Source organism: Janthinobacterium sp. BCJ23 (assembly GCF_059617945.1).
Window position 1 is genome coordinate 241,567 of record NZ_JCAQAW010000007.1, and the last position, 14,727, is coordinate 256,293.

The following is a 14,727-nucleotide window of genomic DNA, read 5'->3' on the forward strand; positions in this document are numbered from 1 at the left end:
GCAGATGCGGCCCCGGAAATACCGGGACCGGGCGTCCTACAATAATGAGTCGCGCACGACGCCGCGTGCGGCCATGGCCCGTTTGAGCTTGATCAAGGCTTCCTGCTGGATCTGGCGCACGCGCTCGCGCGTCACGCCCATCTCCTCGGCCAGGGTTTCCAGGGTGGCCGGATCGTCGTTGTCGAGGCCGAAACGGCGCATGATGACGACGCGCTGCTTGTCGGGCAGCTTGGTCAGCCAGTCGCGCACGAGCACCGTCATTTCATGGTGTTCGGCGCGCGCGTCGGGGCTGTCTTCGCTGGCGCCGGGCAGCATGTCCATCAGCGACGACTGCGGGTCGTTGTCGAGCGGCGCGTCGAGCGAGGTGGCGTGCTCGGACAGGGCCAGGATATCCTGCACCTCCTCCACGGGACGGCCCACCAGATGGGCGATGTCTTCCGCCGTGGCATCCTTGCCGTCGTGGTGCTGGGCTTCCAGGTGGTATTTGCCGCGCAGGATCTGGTTCAGTTCACGCACCATGTGCACGGGCAGGCGCACCGTGCGCGCCTGGTTCATGATGGCGCGCTCGATGCTCTGGCGTATCCACCAGGTGGCGTACGTGGAAAAGCGGAAACCGCGTTCCGGCTCGAACTTGTCGATGGCCCGCATCAGGCCGATATTGCCCTCCTCGATCATGTCGAGCAAGACCACGCCGCGGTTGATGTAATGCTTGGCGATCGACACGACGAGGCGCAGGTTGTGCTCGATCATGGTTTGCCGGGCTTCGAAATTGCCCTGCTTGGCAAGGGTGGCGTAATGCACCTCTTGCGGCGCCGTCAGCAGGGGCCGCGTGCCGATCTGGTTCAGATAGTGCTGCGTGGTATCGGTCGACAGCTCGGCCGCCAGCACTTTTTTCAGTTCATCGACACTTTCGACCACCACGCTGACGCTGGCCACCTCGCCGCCCTCGCCCGCGTCGACGGCGTCAATGCCGTCGAGCTCGCCGATATCGTCCGTCACGACTTCGTCTGCCCCGTCTTCCGGCAGTTCCGGGTCATCTTCCAGCTGATCGTGCGGCGCGTGTGTCATTGCTTTACCTAACGGTTAGGCAGGAATTTCGAAGGGTCGACAGGCTTGCCCTGCTGGCGGATTTCAAAGTGCAGCTTCACGCGGTCGGCATCGGAATCGCCCATTTCAGCGATGGCCTGGCCTTTGTTGACGTTCTGCCCTTCCTTCACCAGGATGCTGCGGTTATGCGCATACGCCGACAATAAACTATTACTGTGCTTCACGATGACAAGATTACCATAACCACGGATTCCGCTCCCGGCATACATGACTTTTCCCGCGCCGGCGGCCACCACTTGCTGGCCCGCCTTGCCGGCGATATCGACGCCCTTGTTCTTGCCTTCGTCGAAAGTGCCGATGACCTTGCCTTCGGAAGGCCACATCCAGCTGATCTTGTCTTCGCCAGGCGCCGATGCCGCAGGGGCTGCCGCGGCGGCGGCGGCCGGTGCAGCGGCGACAGTTGCCGCCGGCGCTGGCGCCGGTTTGGCGTCGCTGGTGCCGCCATCGGCGCGCAGCTCGGCCAGGGTGGCGTCGGAATAGGCGCGCTTCTCGCCGCGCGGACCCGTTTTCTTCGGCACGACAGGCGCGGCCGGCTTGATTTCCGTCGACGGCGGCATGACGATGGCCGACGTTTGCGCGCCGCCCGTGTCGCCAGTTGGCGGCAGCACGCGCAGCACCTGGTCGACCTTGATGTCGTTCGGGTTGCTCAAGTCGTTCCAGGTCACCAGGTCACGGTAATTCTGCCCGTGCTCGAGGGCGATGCGCAACAGGGTGTCGCCGCGCTTGACCGTGTAATAGGCCGGGTCACGGTCGCGCGGATCGCTGGCGGCGGCGCTGCTGCTCGATGGGTGGCGCTCCACGACGGGCGCCTGGACGCCGGTCGTGCCGCAACCGCTCAACAGCGCGGCCAAGGTGATGCTACATAGAAGTATGTTACTTTTCTTAATCATTCGCATGTAATTGTATGTCCTGCTTGCTAGCTGATCCGGGGATCATATGGTGCCCGGGCGCAAAGGCACGAAATGGCAATCTTCCAGGGTCTGGCTGGTCCATTCCATTTTCCCCACCCGGGTAATGAGTTGTAAGTGTTGCAATTTAGCCCCCACCGGCGCAACCAGACGCCCGCCGGGCGCCAGCTGTTCCAGCAAGGCTTGCGGGACTTCCAGGCCGGCTGCGGCAAGGATGATCCCGTCGAAGGGCGCCGCCTGCGGCAGGCCAAGCATACCATCTCCGTACTGCAAGCGCAGATTCGACACGCGCAGCGGGCGTAGATTGGCCTTCGCCAGCTCGTGCAGAGGCCGGATGCGCTCGATCGAATACACCTCCTTCGCCACCAGCGACAGCACCGCCGCCTGGTAGCCGCAACCGGTGCCGATTTCCAGCACGCGCTGCAGCTTGCCGCCCTGGCGCATCACTTCGATCATGCGCGCCACGATGTACGGCTGCGAAATGGTCTGGTGGTGGCCGATGGGCAAGGAGGCGTCGATATACGCCTGCGACGCCAGCGCCTCGTCCATGAACATATGGCGCGGCACAGCTTGCAGCGCGTCGAGCACGACCTGGTCCTTGACGCCCTGCTTCGCCACGCGGGCCACCATGGCCCGACGCACAGCTTCCGAGACGAGCGGGTTTTGCCGCGGCGGCGACACGACGGCCGGCTGCGCCCGCTCATTGGCGATCGCTTGCGCGCGCGACGGCGCGATGGCCGCATGCGCGCCATACGGCTGCGCGACGCCGCGCGCCGCGTTCTGCGCCGCATTCTGCGTGGCCGTCTGCGGCGTGGCGATCCGGGACTGGGCCAGCGACTGCCCCCCGCCCTGCCTGGCGGGCTTGCCGGCCAGCGAATCGAGGGAAAGGGGGAAGGTACGCGGCTTGTCAGTCATAGTGAGCGGTCATGCCAGGCCTTTTGCCAGTGCATCGAGTTGGGTGGTATGGGTCAGGTCGATCTGCAGCGGCGTGATCGATACTTGTCCATGTTCAACGGCATGGAAGTCCGTGCCCGGACCGCCTTCCTTGGCCGCGCCGGCCGGGCCGATCCAGAAGATTTCACGGCCACGCGGGTCGAGCGCGCGGATGACTGGCTCGGCCGAATGGCGCTTGCCCAGGCGCGTGGCCACCACGCCTTGCAATTGCTCGTAAGGGATGGCCGGGATGTTCACGTTCAGCAGATACGGTTTTTGCAGGGCGTCAAACTGGCGCTCGACGATTTCCCTGGCCACGCGCGCGGCCGCGTCCAGATTGGCCCAGCCGAACTGCGACTGGGAAAAGGCGATGGCGGGAATGCCGAACAGATAGCCTTCCGTGGCGGCCGCGACGGTGCCCGAATACAGGGTGTCGTCGCCCATGTTGGGGCCGTTGTTGATGCCGGAGACCACCAGGTCGGGGCGCTCGATGAGCATGCCAGTCAGCGCCACGTGCACGCAATCGGTGGGCGTGCCATTGACAAAGTAAAAGCCGTTGGCGGCCTTGTGCACGGACAAGGGCCGGTCCAGGGACAGCGAATTGGACGCGCCCGAACGGTTGCTGTCGGGCGCCACCACGACGATGTCGGCGATGGGTGCGAGCGCGTCGGCCAATGCCGCCAGGCCGGGCGCCAGGTAACCGTCGTCGTTACTGATAAGAATTCTCATAACGAGATTTTACCTGAAGCAATGCCCACACTGCGCATGCCGCACGCCGATAGGCAGCATTTTTTGTGCCGCCGCGCGAAGATGGCGCACCCAGGTCAGCGCTGCTCGATGCGCGCTTCCGACAACGCCCCTTCCAGCGCCTGCACTTCATCTTCCTGCAAGGCCAGCAAGGCATTCAGGTCGCCTTGCAACTTGTACATTCTTTTCAGCTGCGCCATGCCGCGCCGGCGCAGCTTGCCTGGCACGCCTGGGCGCAGCAGGCAAGACTTCAAATGTTCGGCCAGTTCGCCCGCCTGCGCATACTGTTCCCGCTCGATCATGCCTTGCAACATCGAGATCATGCTGGCCAGAGTGTCCGGCTCGGCCCCTTCGTGGCCGTTGGCGCGGCCGGCCAGGATGGTTTCCTGCAAATGCCGCGCGCCGTCGAGCACGCTGTCCGCATGCCCGGTGACGGGGGCGTTCAACAGCCGGTCGCTGCCGCTGAGCACGGCATCTTCGAGCAGGCGCGCCGCTTCGCTGTCGCCCTGCTGCTGCAGGGTGCCGGCCAATTGCGTCTTGCTGTGCAAGGTGTCGAGGTGGTCTTCGCCCAGCAGGCGCGCATGCACTTCCAGCACCTGCTCCTGCACGCTGCGCGCCGCATCGAGTTCACCGCGCCGCAGCAGCGCCTCGGCCAGCTTGCGCTGGCTCATCAGAGTTTCCGGATGGTCGAGCCCGCGCGTGCGCTCGCGCGCCGCCACCTGGTCTTCGTGCAGCTGGCGCGCGCCGGCCCAGTCGCCCTGCCCGGCCACGACGTCGGCCAGCAAGTCGCGCGTGGACAAGGTGGCCGCATGGTCGCTGCCCAGGCGCCGCTCCTGTACCTGCAGCACGGCGGCGAGCAAGCGCCGCGCACCCTCCAGGTCGCCTTCTCGCCCCAGCGCCTGCGCCAGAGCCAGCTTGCTGCGCAAGGTATCGCCATGTTCGGCGCCAAACAGGCGCTCGCGCGCCGCCACCACAGTGCCCAGCACTTGCTGCGCCTGCGCCAGCCGGCCCATGCGCAGCAAGGTGGCGGCGCGGCCATCCATCGCATCGAGGGTCAGCGGATGCTCGCCGCCCAGCTGGCGCGCGTAGGTGGCCAGCACCGTATCCTGCAGCAGCAGCGCCGCCGCCAGTTCGCCCTGCAGCAACAGGGTTTGCGCCAGGCAGGCCCGGGCGGCCAGGGTGTCGGGATGTTCGCTGCCCAGCACGCGCTCGCGCACGTCGAGCACGTCTTCTTCCAGGAAGCGGGCTTCATCGAACTTGCCCAGCTGGCGCAGCAGGCGCGCCATGCCGCTCTTGCACGCCAGGCTGTCGGGATGCTCCTCGCCGAGCAGGCGTACGCGGATCTCGACGCTCTGGCGGAAGGCATCGAGCGCCTGGGCGCTGCGCCCATCCTTGCGGTACAGCTCGCCCAAACGGGCCAGGTCGCGCGCCAGCGGCAAAGCCACGGCGCGGCCCGGCTCGGCCAGCAAGGCCTGGCGCGCTTCGCTGATGGCGCCCAGCAAGGCGATTTCACGGCTCGACTGCCAGGGGAAGTAGCCGCCCGTCAGCCACTGCAAAAAGGCTTCGAAGGTGCGCGTGAGGGAAAAGCGGTCGCCGCCCTGGTCGATGCGCACGGCCAGCTGCTCGCCATAGGCAAAGGTTTTCGTCTGCTGCAGCTGGACTTCGTCGAAATAGCTGTCGAGGGCGATCTGCGGCAAACCATAGGAAGTGCGCAGCAGGCGCTCGAACATGGGCTGGAAACCGGCGATGCCCTTGTGCGCGTCGCCGCGGCGCCACTCGGCGCGCTGCGCGCCATCGCCCATTTCTATGCGCGAGGGCAAGGGATACACGAGCAGCGGACGCTGTTCGTCTTCATGGCTGCGGCGGTACTCGATGGCGCGCGTGACGAGCGCGTCGACGCCTTCCAGGCTTTGCCGGTTCGGCGTGAAGACCACCACGAGCTTTTTCGGCAGCAAGGTGGTGCAGATGCCGGCGCTGTCCGTGCGACCCGTGCGCGAATCGACGAGCACGTAGCGGAAATGCTGGGCCAGGGTATCGGCGAAGCAGCGGAACAGGGCCGGGCACGTGTCGAACAATTGATCCCAGCGCATCTGCGCCAGGCGCTCGCTGTAGCTGGCGTCGAAGCGCCCCGCGCGCATCAGGTACAGCGGACTGCCCTGGTCGACACGCACCACGTACTGCTGCCAGTCGATGGCGTCGAGCACGCGCTGGGCCAGCGCCGCATCCTCGCGCCCAGTCCCCTGACCGCCGGCGCGCCCGCCCGCCGTTTCCAGGCTGATGCGTTCGAGCTGCTGGCGGCACGCTTCGAAGAACTCGAGCACGCCCGGTCGCTCCTCGTGCTGCTCGAAATAATGGTGCAGGCCCGGCGCTTCCATGTCCCAGTCCAGCATCAGCACGGGCACGCTGGCGTTTTCACGGCGCGCCAGCAAGACGGCGATATTCGACAGGGCCATGGTGCGGCCGGTACCGCCCTTGTAGGAATAGAAAGTGACGACTTCGCCAGGGGCGCTCAAAGGCGGCAGGGAGAGGCGTTGGCATTCCATGACAGGACCTTTTACGTGATTAACGTGGAAAGTGGGGAGGCGGAATGGCGCGCCATTCCGGTGGAATATCGGGCAACACGAAACGGCTGCAATCGTGGCCGGGCGGTGTTGACCGCTTGAGCAAGTGGTAATGCGTGGCGATGCGCTGCACGATGCGTTCGATGTCGGGCAGATATTGAGGGTTTGACTTCAGGTCGCCGCTGGCCAGCGTATAGCCGGAAAAATCGACGTACAGGCCCGACTCGGTGATTTGCGGCGGCAAGCCGTCCGGATGGCGCGTCATGATGATGGGAATGATCAGGTGGCTGGGCAGTTCATACCAGGCGCGCCGCTCCTGTTCGATCAGCTGCATGGCGGCAAATTCGCGCCGCGTATAGCCGTGCGCTTCATATTTGGGCGTGTACAGCACGATCATGCAGACGCTCTGGCACATGGCGCGCGCCACGCGCAAGTCGATATCGTCGCCGCCGCCCAGCTGCTCGCTGTCGATGAACAGGACCTCCTCGCGGTCCAGGTGCGGCTCCAGATAGCACGCCAGCGCCTCGATGAGGTCATTCTTGAACTTGTTCATGAACGCATATTGGCCGTGTGCATAACTCAAGAAACAGCCGTAGCGGATCTCCATGGCATCCCCCTGTTCCCCGTGCGGCCCTGCCATCGCCGCGCCTTGCCCCTGTAAGGCATGGGCTCACTGTAGACCGCTCAGCAACAACCTTTTTGCGCTGGCGCAAAGATGTGTCTGGCGTCCTGGACATGCGTCACAATGCCAGAAACTGGCGTGATTGCGCCGCTTTCTGGCATGGCAAGCGCGCAAGCCAGCAGCGCGCGAAAAACGCTACTCGCTTGATAACAAAGGGAAATAAGCCGGCGCGCGGATGGCGCCGGCAAGCCGAACTTAAGCGCCCTTGGCGGGCAGGTTGCGGAAGAACTCCACCACTTCGGCGGTATCGCGCGTGCGCTTGAACGGCGGCAGGCTTTGCCAGATGCGTTTGCCGTATGGTTTGGAAATGAGGCGCGGATCGCAGATCATCAGTACGCCCCGGTCGCCCTCGTCGCGGATCAGGCGGCCCGCGCCCTGCTTCAGGTTGATGATGGCTTCCGGCAGCGAGTGGTGCATGAAGCCGTTCTTGCCCTGCTTTTCCATCACTTCGATGCGCGCGGCCAGCACGGGGTCGTCGGGCGGTGCGAACGGCAGCTTGTCGATGATGACGAGGGACAGCGCATCGCCGCGCACGTCGACGCCTTCCCAGAAGCTCTGGCTACCGATCAGCACGCCATTGCCGGCCGCGCGGAACTGGTCGAGCAATTCCGTGCGGCCCTTTTCTCCCTGCACGAACAGGGGGAAGTTCAGGCCGCGCTGCTTGAATTCGTCGGCCAGGCGCTCGGCGGCCCGTTTCACGGCGCGCAAGGTCGTGCACAGGAAGAAGGTGCGCCCGCCCGCCGCCTCGATGATGGGCAAGGCGCAGTCGATGACGGCGTCCGTGTAGCCGAGCGAGTTCGGTTGCGGCAGGTTTTGCGGCACGAACAGCAAGCCCTGCTGGCCATAGTCGAACGGCGACGGCCACGTATGCGACGGCTCGCCCGTCAAGCCCATCTGTTCGGAAAAATGCTTGAAATCGTTTTTCACGGCCAGGGTGGCGGACGTGAAAATCCAGCTGCGCGGCGTGCCTTCGCGCTGGTTGTTGAAGATCGGCGCGATCGACAATGGCGTTTTATGCAACTGCAAGGAGCTGGAAAACGCTTCCACCCAGAACACGGCTTCCTCGCCAGCCGCCACTTTCGCCTTCGGATCGAACTTCCAGCCGCTCAGCTGCTGCGCCAGCTCGACGCCGCGTACTCGGCACTGCTCCAGCGTTTCCGCCCGTTCCGCCTGGGTTTCCAGCACGGCCACCATGCCGTCGAGCTCATCCTTGAGGGTGTCGAGCGCGGGGAAAAAGTCGCTTGACGGGGCGATCTGCGGCAGGGACATGCGCACGATGTCTTGCGGGAAGGTCAGGCGCAGGTCGCGCGCCGCCTTTTCCACCACCGTGACGGTCTTGGCCCAGTCGATGCCGCGCGCGTGCGCGAGGCCTTCGGCCAGCACGTCGCGGCACAGCTCAAGGATTTGCGAGGTCGACACCGTGTTACCGAAGAACAAGGTCGCCGTATCGGGCAGCTGGTGCGCCTCATCGAAGATGATGGTATTGGCCGATGGCAGCAACTCCGCCACACCCGTGTCCTTCAGGGCCACGTCGGCAAAGAACAAGTGATGGTTGACCACCACCACGTCAGCCTGCTGTGCTTCCTTGCGGGCCTTCATCACGAAGCAATCCTGGTAGTACTGGCATTCGGCGCCCATGCAGGTGTCGCGCGTGGACGTCACCAGGTTCCAGATCATGGCGTTTTCCGGCACCTTGGCCAGCTCGGCCTTGTCGCCGGAACTGGTCATCTTGATGAAGCGCGAGATTTCCCGCAGATGGCCCACGTCGTCGCGCGACGTCATGCGCCCGTTCTGCAGGGTGCGTTCCAGGTGATAGTGGCAGACGTAGTTCGAGCGGCCCTTGAGCAAGGCAACGGAAACGGGCGCCTGCAGCGCGGCGCGCACGGTGGGGATATCGCGCAGGAACAATTGATCCTGCAAGTTCTTCGTGCCCGTGGACACGATGGTCTTGCCGCCCCACATCAGGGCCGGCACCAGGTAGGCAAAGGTCTTGCCGGTGCCCGTGCCCGCCTCGGCGATCAGGGTCGTCTGGCTGTCGATGGCGCTGGCGATGGCTTTCGCCATTTCCGTTTGCGAACGGCGCGGCTTGTAGCTGCCCACGGCCGGACCGAGCGGGCCGCCGGCGCCGAACAGGCGCTCGATGTCGGCATCGTGCTTGCCAGGCGCCGCCTGCGGTTCGGCTGGCAGACTGGCTTGCAGATCGGCCGGCTGGCCATCTGGGTTTACTGGCAATGAATTGTGATCGGTCAAAATATACTTAGGTGAAGGCTGGACTGGACGCTACTGGCGCCCCTCAGGCGGGAACGTCGGGCACCAACTGCATTTTCAGCAAGGTGATGTGATCCTTCAATTGCAATTTGCGCTTTTTCAGGCGGCGCAGCTGCAGCTCGTCATGGTGGCCATCGAGTATCAGCAACTCGATGACGGCATCGAGGTCGCGGTGTTCCACGTTGAGTTCAATCAGGCGCCGCTCTATTTGCTGTGCATCGCTCATGTGTTGCGTTCCAGGCAGTGTTAGTAACAATGTTGGGAAACCGGCGCGCGCAGGCAGCCATGGTGCGTAGTTTAACCTGCCGCGCGCCTTAGGGCACGCCATTTCCGGCGCACCCTTGCACGGCAGTCTTAATTGGCCGGCGGCACAGGCACAACGGCCGGCGCGCTGGCAGCGGCGGCCGCCGCCTTGGCAGCCTTGGCCTGCGCTTCGGCCTGGCGCTCGGCCAGGCGTTGCGCCACTCGTTTCTGGCGCTCCACAGCATCCGCCTGTTTTTTCGCATAGGCGGCTTCACGGGCAGCGCGGCGCGGCGCTTCGGCCGCATCGTCGGCAGCCTGTTTCGCCACCTTCGCCGCTTGCTCGGCCTCGCGTTCGGCAAGGCTCTTGCCTTGCGGCTTGGGCGGCGCCGGCTCGGGCGTAACCACTTTCACGGGCTTGGGCACGGCGGCGGCCCGCTGCTCGGCGTCGAGGCGCGCACTTTCCTGCGTCCTGGCCAGGTCGATATCGCGCAGGCGCACGGATTCGGCGCGCTTGAAGTAATTCGCTTCCGCATCGACGGCGCGCAGGCGCACGAGGATCAGGCGGCGCTTTTCCTTGGCCTTGTCGAGGCAGTTATTCACGAAAAACTTGTCGTAGCACGCGAGTTCGCGCGCGGCAAACTCGTTTTCCGCCGCTTCGCGCTCGCTGGCCGACTGCTTCAGCTTGGCGTCCGCCTCTTCCACTGACAGGGTGGCGGGCACTTGCGGTGCGCCGACCTCATCCAATGCCGCGGCGCCCTGGTGCGCGCAGGCGGACAACGCCAGGACCAGGCCCAGCGCCGCACCCAGCTTGTATAGTGTATTTGCCATCATGTTCATTATCCCTGCCTCAAACGATCGCGTCGGCCGCGCCGCGCTGTTCTTTTTCCATGTATTCGCGCGATTGCATCTCGATGATACGCGAAACGGTGCGGTGAAACTCGTTGGCCAGCATGCCGTTCGTGTACAGCTCATCCGGCGGCACTTCGGCCGACATGATCAGCTTGACCTTCTGGTCATAAAACACGTCGATCAACCACGTGAAGCGGCGCGCCTCGGACGACTGCGCCGCCGACATGGCCGGTATGCCGGACAATATCACCGTATGGAAGCGGCTGGCGATTTCCAGGTAATCATTTTGCGAACGGGGGCCGCCGCACAAGGTGGCGAAATCGAACCAGATGATGCCGCCGGCGCGGCGCAGGCAATGGATTTCGCGGCTCTCGATGCGGATGCGCGCGTCTTCGTCGGCCGTCTCGGCGATGCGCGTGTAGGCGTCGCGCAGGGCCTTGTCGGTCTCCGCGCCCAGCGGGGTATAGTAGCTTTCCACCTGTTCCAGCGCGCGGCCGCGGTAATCGACGCCGGCGTCGACGTTCATCACGTCGAGCTTGTCCTTGAGCAGCGCGATGGTCGGCAGCATGCGGTCGCGGTGCAGGCCGTCCGGATACAGCAGGTCCGGATCGTAATTCGACGTCATGATGAAGGACACGCCATTGGCGAACAGGGCCGACAGCAGGTTGTACAGGATCATCGCGTCGGCGATGTCGGAGACGTGGAATTCATCGAAACAGATGAGGCGGTATTTCTTGGCGATGCGCTTGGCCACCTCGTCGAGCGGGTCGGCCACGCCTTTCAATTCATCGAGCTGCTGGTGCACGCCGCGCATGAATTCGTGGAAGTGCAAACGCGTCTTGCGCACGAGGGGCACGACCGAGTAAAAACTGTCCATCAGGAACGATTTACCGCGCCCCACCCCGCCCCACATATACACGCCTTTCGGCACGGCAGGACGGTTCAGCAGGCGCTTGAAGGTGCTCGAGCGCTGGCCCTTGTAGGCCACCCACTCGTCATAGCACAGCTGCAGGCGGTCGACCGCGCGCCGCTGGGCGGCATCGGCCTTGAAATCACGCTTCTGCAGCGCGTGCTGGTAAAACTCTTCTACGTTCATGGGATTCGCTTTAACGCACAAGGGCGCCGGCGGAAAAAATCCGCGAGCGCCCCTGCAGGACTAACTACAATTAAAAGTTCAACGTACGCTTGTCAACAGCCAATGCCGCTTCCTTGGTCGCTTCCGACAGGGATGGGTGGGCGTGGCAGATGCGCGCGATGTCTTCGGCCGAGGCCTTGAATTCCATCGCCACGACGGCTTCGGAAATCAGTTCGGACGCCATCGGGCCGACGATGTGCACGCCGAGGATTTCATCGGTGGTCGCATCGGCCAGGAATTTCACCATGCCCGAGGTGTCGCCCAGCGCGCGCGCACGGCCGTTGGCCATGAACGGGAAAGTGCCGGCCTTGTAGGCGATGCCTTCCGCCTTCAGGGTTTGCTCGGTCTTGCCGACCCACGCGATTTCCGGCGAGGTGTAGATGACCCAAGGAATCGTGTTGAAGTTGGTGTGGCCATGCTGGCCGGCGATACGCTCGGCCACGGCAACGCCTTCTTCTTCCGCCTTGTGCGCCAGCATCGGGCCGCGCACAACGTCGCCCACAGCCCAGACGTTCGGCAGGTTGGTCTTGCAGTCGCCGTCGACGGCGATGAAGCCGCGCTCGTCCAGCTGCAGGCCGACTTTGTCAGCGCCCAGGCCGTTGGTGTTCGGCGTACGGCCGATCGAGATGATCAGCTTGTCGAACACGGCTTTTTGCGCTTCGCCCTTGGCGTCCACGAATTCCACGGTGACGTCTTTCTTGCCTGGCGTGATCGCACCGATCTTGCAACCGAGGTTGATCTTCAAGCCTTGCTTGGTGAACAGCTTCGACGCTTCCTTGGCGATCTGCTCGTCGACGGCGCCCAGGAAGACCGGCAGGCCTTCCAGTACGGTGACGTCGGAACCCAGGCGGCGCCAGACGCTGCCCATTTCCAGACCGATCACGCCGGCACCGATGACGCCCAGCTTGGCTGGTACGGCGTCGATGGCCAGTGCGCCCGTGTTCGACAGGATCAGTTTCTCGTCGAATGGTGCGCCCGGCAGTTCGCGCGCGTTCGAACCCGTGGCGATGACCACGTGCTTGGCCGTCAGGGTTTCGTTGGCTTCGCCCGTCACGCTGATGTCATACGTGCCAGCGGCGGCAGCGGCGAAAGCGGCGCGGCCGTGGAAGAAGGCGATCTTGTTCTTCTTGAACAGGTACAGGATGCCGTCGTTGTTTTGCTTGACGACGGTGTCCTTGCGCTTGAGCATCTGGCCCAGGTTCAGCTTCAGGCCGGCGACGTCGATGCCGTGCTCGGCGAAGCTGTGGCCCGCGTGTTCGAAATGCTCGGACGATTGCAGCAGCGCTTTCGACGGGATGCAGCCGACGTTGGTGCAGGTACCGCCAGGAGCGGCGCCGCCCTTGGCGTTCGACCACTCGTCGACGCAAGCGACGGAAAAGCCCAGCTGCGCTGCGCGGATGGCGGCGATGTAGCCGCCAGGGCCCGCACCGATGACAACTACGTCAAATTGTTTAGTACTCATGTTTTGTTATTCCAATCTCTTCGTCTGGTACGAAAATCCACAATAGAAGGTAAATCACCACGCCGAAGCCGAAGGTCAATGTAAACAGGACGAAGACGAGGCGCCAGATCCACGCTTCCATGCCGGAAGCGCGTCCCAGGCCGCCGCAGACGCCGCCGAGCCAGCGGTCGTTGCGCGAACGGCGCAGGCGGTTGAATTCCTGCACCAGGTCGTTCGCCGGACCGGCAGCCGCATCGGCGCCGGCGCCGGACGTGCTGCCCGGCTTGTCCAGGTTGATATTGCTCAGGAGCTTGGCTTTCGCTTGCGCGAATTCCGCGTCGCTCAGAGCGCCCGCCAGGTGCAACTCGTGCAGACGCTTGATTTCTTCAGAGATGTTCATAGGAATCCTCTTTCATTGAGATCAGCCAGCTGCGTCTTCTGGCAAGGGGTATCAGCTACATTGCCCCGGCGGCTACGCCGGGGGACTACAGTGCTTACAGGTCCAGCAGCAGGCGTGCAGGATCTTCCAGCGCTTCTTTCATCGCCACCAGGCCCAGGACGGCTTCGCGGCCGTCGATGATGCGGTGGTCGTAGGACATGGCCAGGTAGTTCATCGGACGTACCACGATCTGGCCGTTTTCGACAACAGCGCGGTCCTTGGTCGCATGCACGCCCAGGATGGCCGATTGTGGCGGGTTGATGATCGGGGTCGACAGCATGGAGCCGAAGGTACCGCCGTTCGAGATCGAGAACGTGCCGCCCGTCAGGTCGTCCAGGGTCAGCTTGCCTTCCTTGGCTTTCGCGCCGAATTCACCGATTTTTTTCTCGATGTCGGCGATCGACAGCTGGTCCGCGTTGCGGATGATAGGCACGACCAGGCCGCGTGGCGAACCGACAGCGATACCGATGTCGAAGTAGCCGTGGTAGACGATGTCGTTGCCGTCAACGGAGGCATTGATGATCGGGTACTTTTTCAGGGCGGCGACGGCGGCCTTGACGAAGAAGGACATGAAGCCCAGCTTGACGCCGTGCTCTTTCTCGAACTTGTCCTTGTACTTGTTGCGCAGGTCGATGACCGGCTGCATGTTCACTTCATTGAACGTGGTCAGGATGGCGTTCGTCGATTGCGATTGCAGCAGGCGCTCGGCGATACGTGCGCGCAGGCGGCTCATCGGCACGCGCTCTTCAGGACGGTCACCCAGGTTGGCGGCCGATGGCGTGGCAACTTGTTGCAGCGCTGGCTTGGCAGCGGCTGGCGCCAGCGGCGCGACAGCTGGCTTGGCGGAAGCGGCCAGGGCGTCGCCCTTGGTCACGCGGCCGTCTTTGCCCGAACCGGCGACGTCGCCAGCGGACAGGCCTTTTTCGGACAGGATCTTGGCAGCGGCAGGCATGGCGACATCGCCTTTGGTCGCGACGGCTGGCGCCGAAGCGCTAGCGGTATCTTGGGCGGCGGCAGCCAGGGCTGGCGCAGGCACGGCCGACACTTCCATCGGGCTGACCTTGGCCGAGCCGTCGGTGTCGATGATGGCGATGACTTCGCCGGCGACAACGGTGGCGCCGTCAGCCTTGATGATTTGAACGATCACGCCAGCGGCTGGCGCCGGCAGTTCCAGCACGACTTTATCGGTTTCGATATCGATCATGTTTTCGTCGCGCGCAACTGCTTCGCCGACTTTCTTGTGCCATGCCAGCAGGGTCGCTTCTGCAACCGATTCCGACAACTGGGGAACTTTGACTTCGATTTGTGCCATGTAAAACTCCGTTTATTTTGTTATTGCGGCGCCGCCCCTGCGTAGCAAGGGCGGCGCTCCGTCATGATGTATGCAAGCAGGCGCCATGCATGTGCATGGCGC

13 protein-coding genes are annotated in these 14,727 nt (G+C 63.9%); all 13 read right to left on the minus strand.

Going from position 1 to position 14,727, the window contains the following annotated elements; all coding sequences use genetic code 11:
- Positions 1 to 36: 36 nt before the first annotated feature.
- The 13 genes from rpoS to odhB all read right to left on the minus strand — a co-directional run bounded on the left by rpoS (position 37) and on the right by odhB (position 14,625).
- Positions 37 to 1,068: an RNA polymerase sigma factor RpoS gene (gene rpoS, locus AC54AG_RS21380; protein WP_034752045.1), complete on the minus strand. Its 1,032-nt coding sequence runs from the start codon at positions 1,066 to 1,068 to the stop codon at positions 37 to 39.
- Positions 1,069 to 1,076: 8 nt separating this feature from the next.
- A complete protein-coding gene (locus tag AC54AG_RS21385; RefSeq protein ID WP_496631552.1) occupies positions 1,077 to 1,997 on the minus strand; it encodes a peptidoglycan DD-metalloendopeptidase family protein in 921 nt (306 codons plus the stop codon).
- A 42-nt stretch (positions 1,998 to 2,039) separates the two neighbouring features.
- Positions 2,040 to 2,930 carry a protein-L-isoaspartate(D-aspartate) O-methyltransferase gene (locus AC54AG_RS21390; protein WP_219327453.1) on the minus strand — a complete coding sequence of 297 codons (891 nt, stop codon included), beginning with the start codon at positions 2,928 to 2,930 and terminating at the stop codon, positions 2,040 to 2,042.
- 9 nt (positions 2,931 to 2,939) lie between these two features.
- Positions 2,940 to 3,677: a 5'/3'-nucleotidase SurE gene (gene surE, locus AC54AG_RS21395; RefSeq protein ID WP_456130354.1), complete on the minus strand. Its 738-nt coding sequence runs from the start codon at positions 3,675 to 3,677 to the stop codon at positions 2,940 to 2,942.
- Between the two features lie 95 nt (positions 3,678 to 3,772).
- The gene (locus AC54AG_RS21400; protein WP_080698580.1) at positions 3,773 to 6,238 is read right to left on the minus strand and encodes a tetratricopeptide repeat protein; all 2,466 of its coding nucleotides are present in this window, start codon (positions 6,236 to 6,238) and stop codon (positions 3,773 to 3,775) included.
- A 19-nt stretch (positions 6,239 to 6,257) separates the two neighbouring features.
- Positions 6,258 to 6,863, minus strand: a complete 606-nt coding sequence (locus AC54AG_RS21405) for a toll/interleukin-1 receptor domain-containing protein (RefSeq protein ID WP_034752049.1) — start codon at positions 6,861 to 6,863, stop codon at positions 6,258 to 6,260.
- Between the two features lie 270 nt (positions 6,864 to 7,133).
- Positions 7,134 to 9,188 carry a DNA repair helicase YoaA gene (gene yoaA, locus AC54AG_RS21410; RefSeq protein WP_413774586.1) on the minus strand — a complete coding sequence of 685 codons (2,055 nt, stop codon included), beginning with the start codon at positions 9,186 to 9,188 and terminating at the stop codon, positions 7,134 to 7,136.
- A 43-nt stretch (positions 9,189 to 9,231) separates the two neighbouring features.
- Entirely contained in the window at positions 9,232 to 9,432 is a 201-nt protein-coding gene (locus AC54AG_RS21415; RefSeq protein WP_034752051.1) for a YdcH family protein, read from the minus strand.
- 128 nt (positions 9,433 to 9,560) lie between these two features.
- Positions 9,561 to 10,280, minus strand: coding sequence for a hypothetical protein (locus AC54AG_RS21420; RefSeq protein ID WP_219327454.1), 720 nt, complete (start codon positions 10,278 to 10,280; stop codon positions 9,561 to 9,563).
- Between the two features lie 16 nt (positions 10,281 to 10,296).
- Positions 10,297 to 11,394, minus strand: coding sequence for a cell division protein ZapE (gene zapE / locus AC54AG_RS21425; RefSeq protein ID WP_034752052.1), 1,098 nt, complete (start codon positions 11,392 to 11,394; stop codon positions 10,297 to 10,299).
- Between the two features lie 70 nt (positions 11,395 to 11,464).
- Complete coding sequence (gene lpdA, locus AC54AG_RS21430; RefSeq protein ID WP_034752057.1) at positions 11,465 to 12,895, minus strand: dihydrolipoyl dehydrogenase; 1,431 nt, start codon at positions 12,893 to 12,895, stop codon at positions 11,465 to 11,467.
- Positions 12,885 to 13,274 (minus strand): PspC domain-containing protein, encoded by a 390-nt coding sequence (locus AC54AG_RS21435; protein ID WP_034752060.1) that lies wholly within the window; start codon positions 13,272 to 13,274, stop codon positions 12,885 to 12,887. The genes lpdA and AC54AG_RS21435 overlap by 11 nt, the downstream gene beginning before the upstream one ends.
- Positions 13,275 to 13,368: 94 nt before the next feature.
- Positions 13,369 to 14,625 (minus strand): 2-oxoglutarate dehydrogenase complex dihydrolipoyllysine-residue succinyltransferase, encoded by a 1,257-nt coding sequence (gene odhB, locus AC54AG_RS21440; protein WP_072452587.1) that lies wholly within the window; start codon positions 14,623 to 14,625, stop codon positions 13,369 to 13,371.
- Between the last annotated feature and the right edge of the window lie 102 nt (positions 14,626 to 14,727).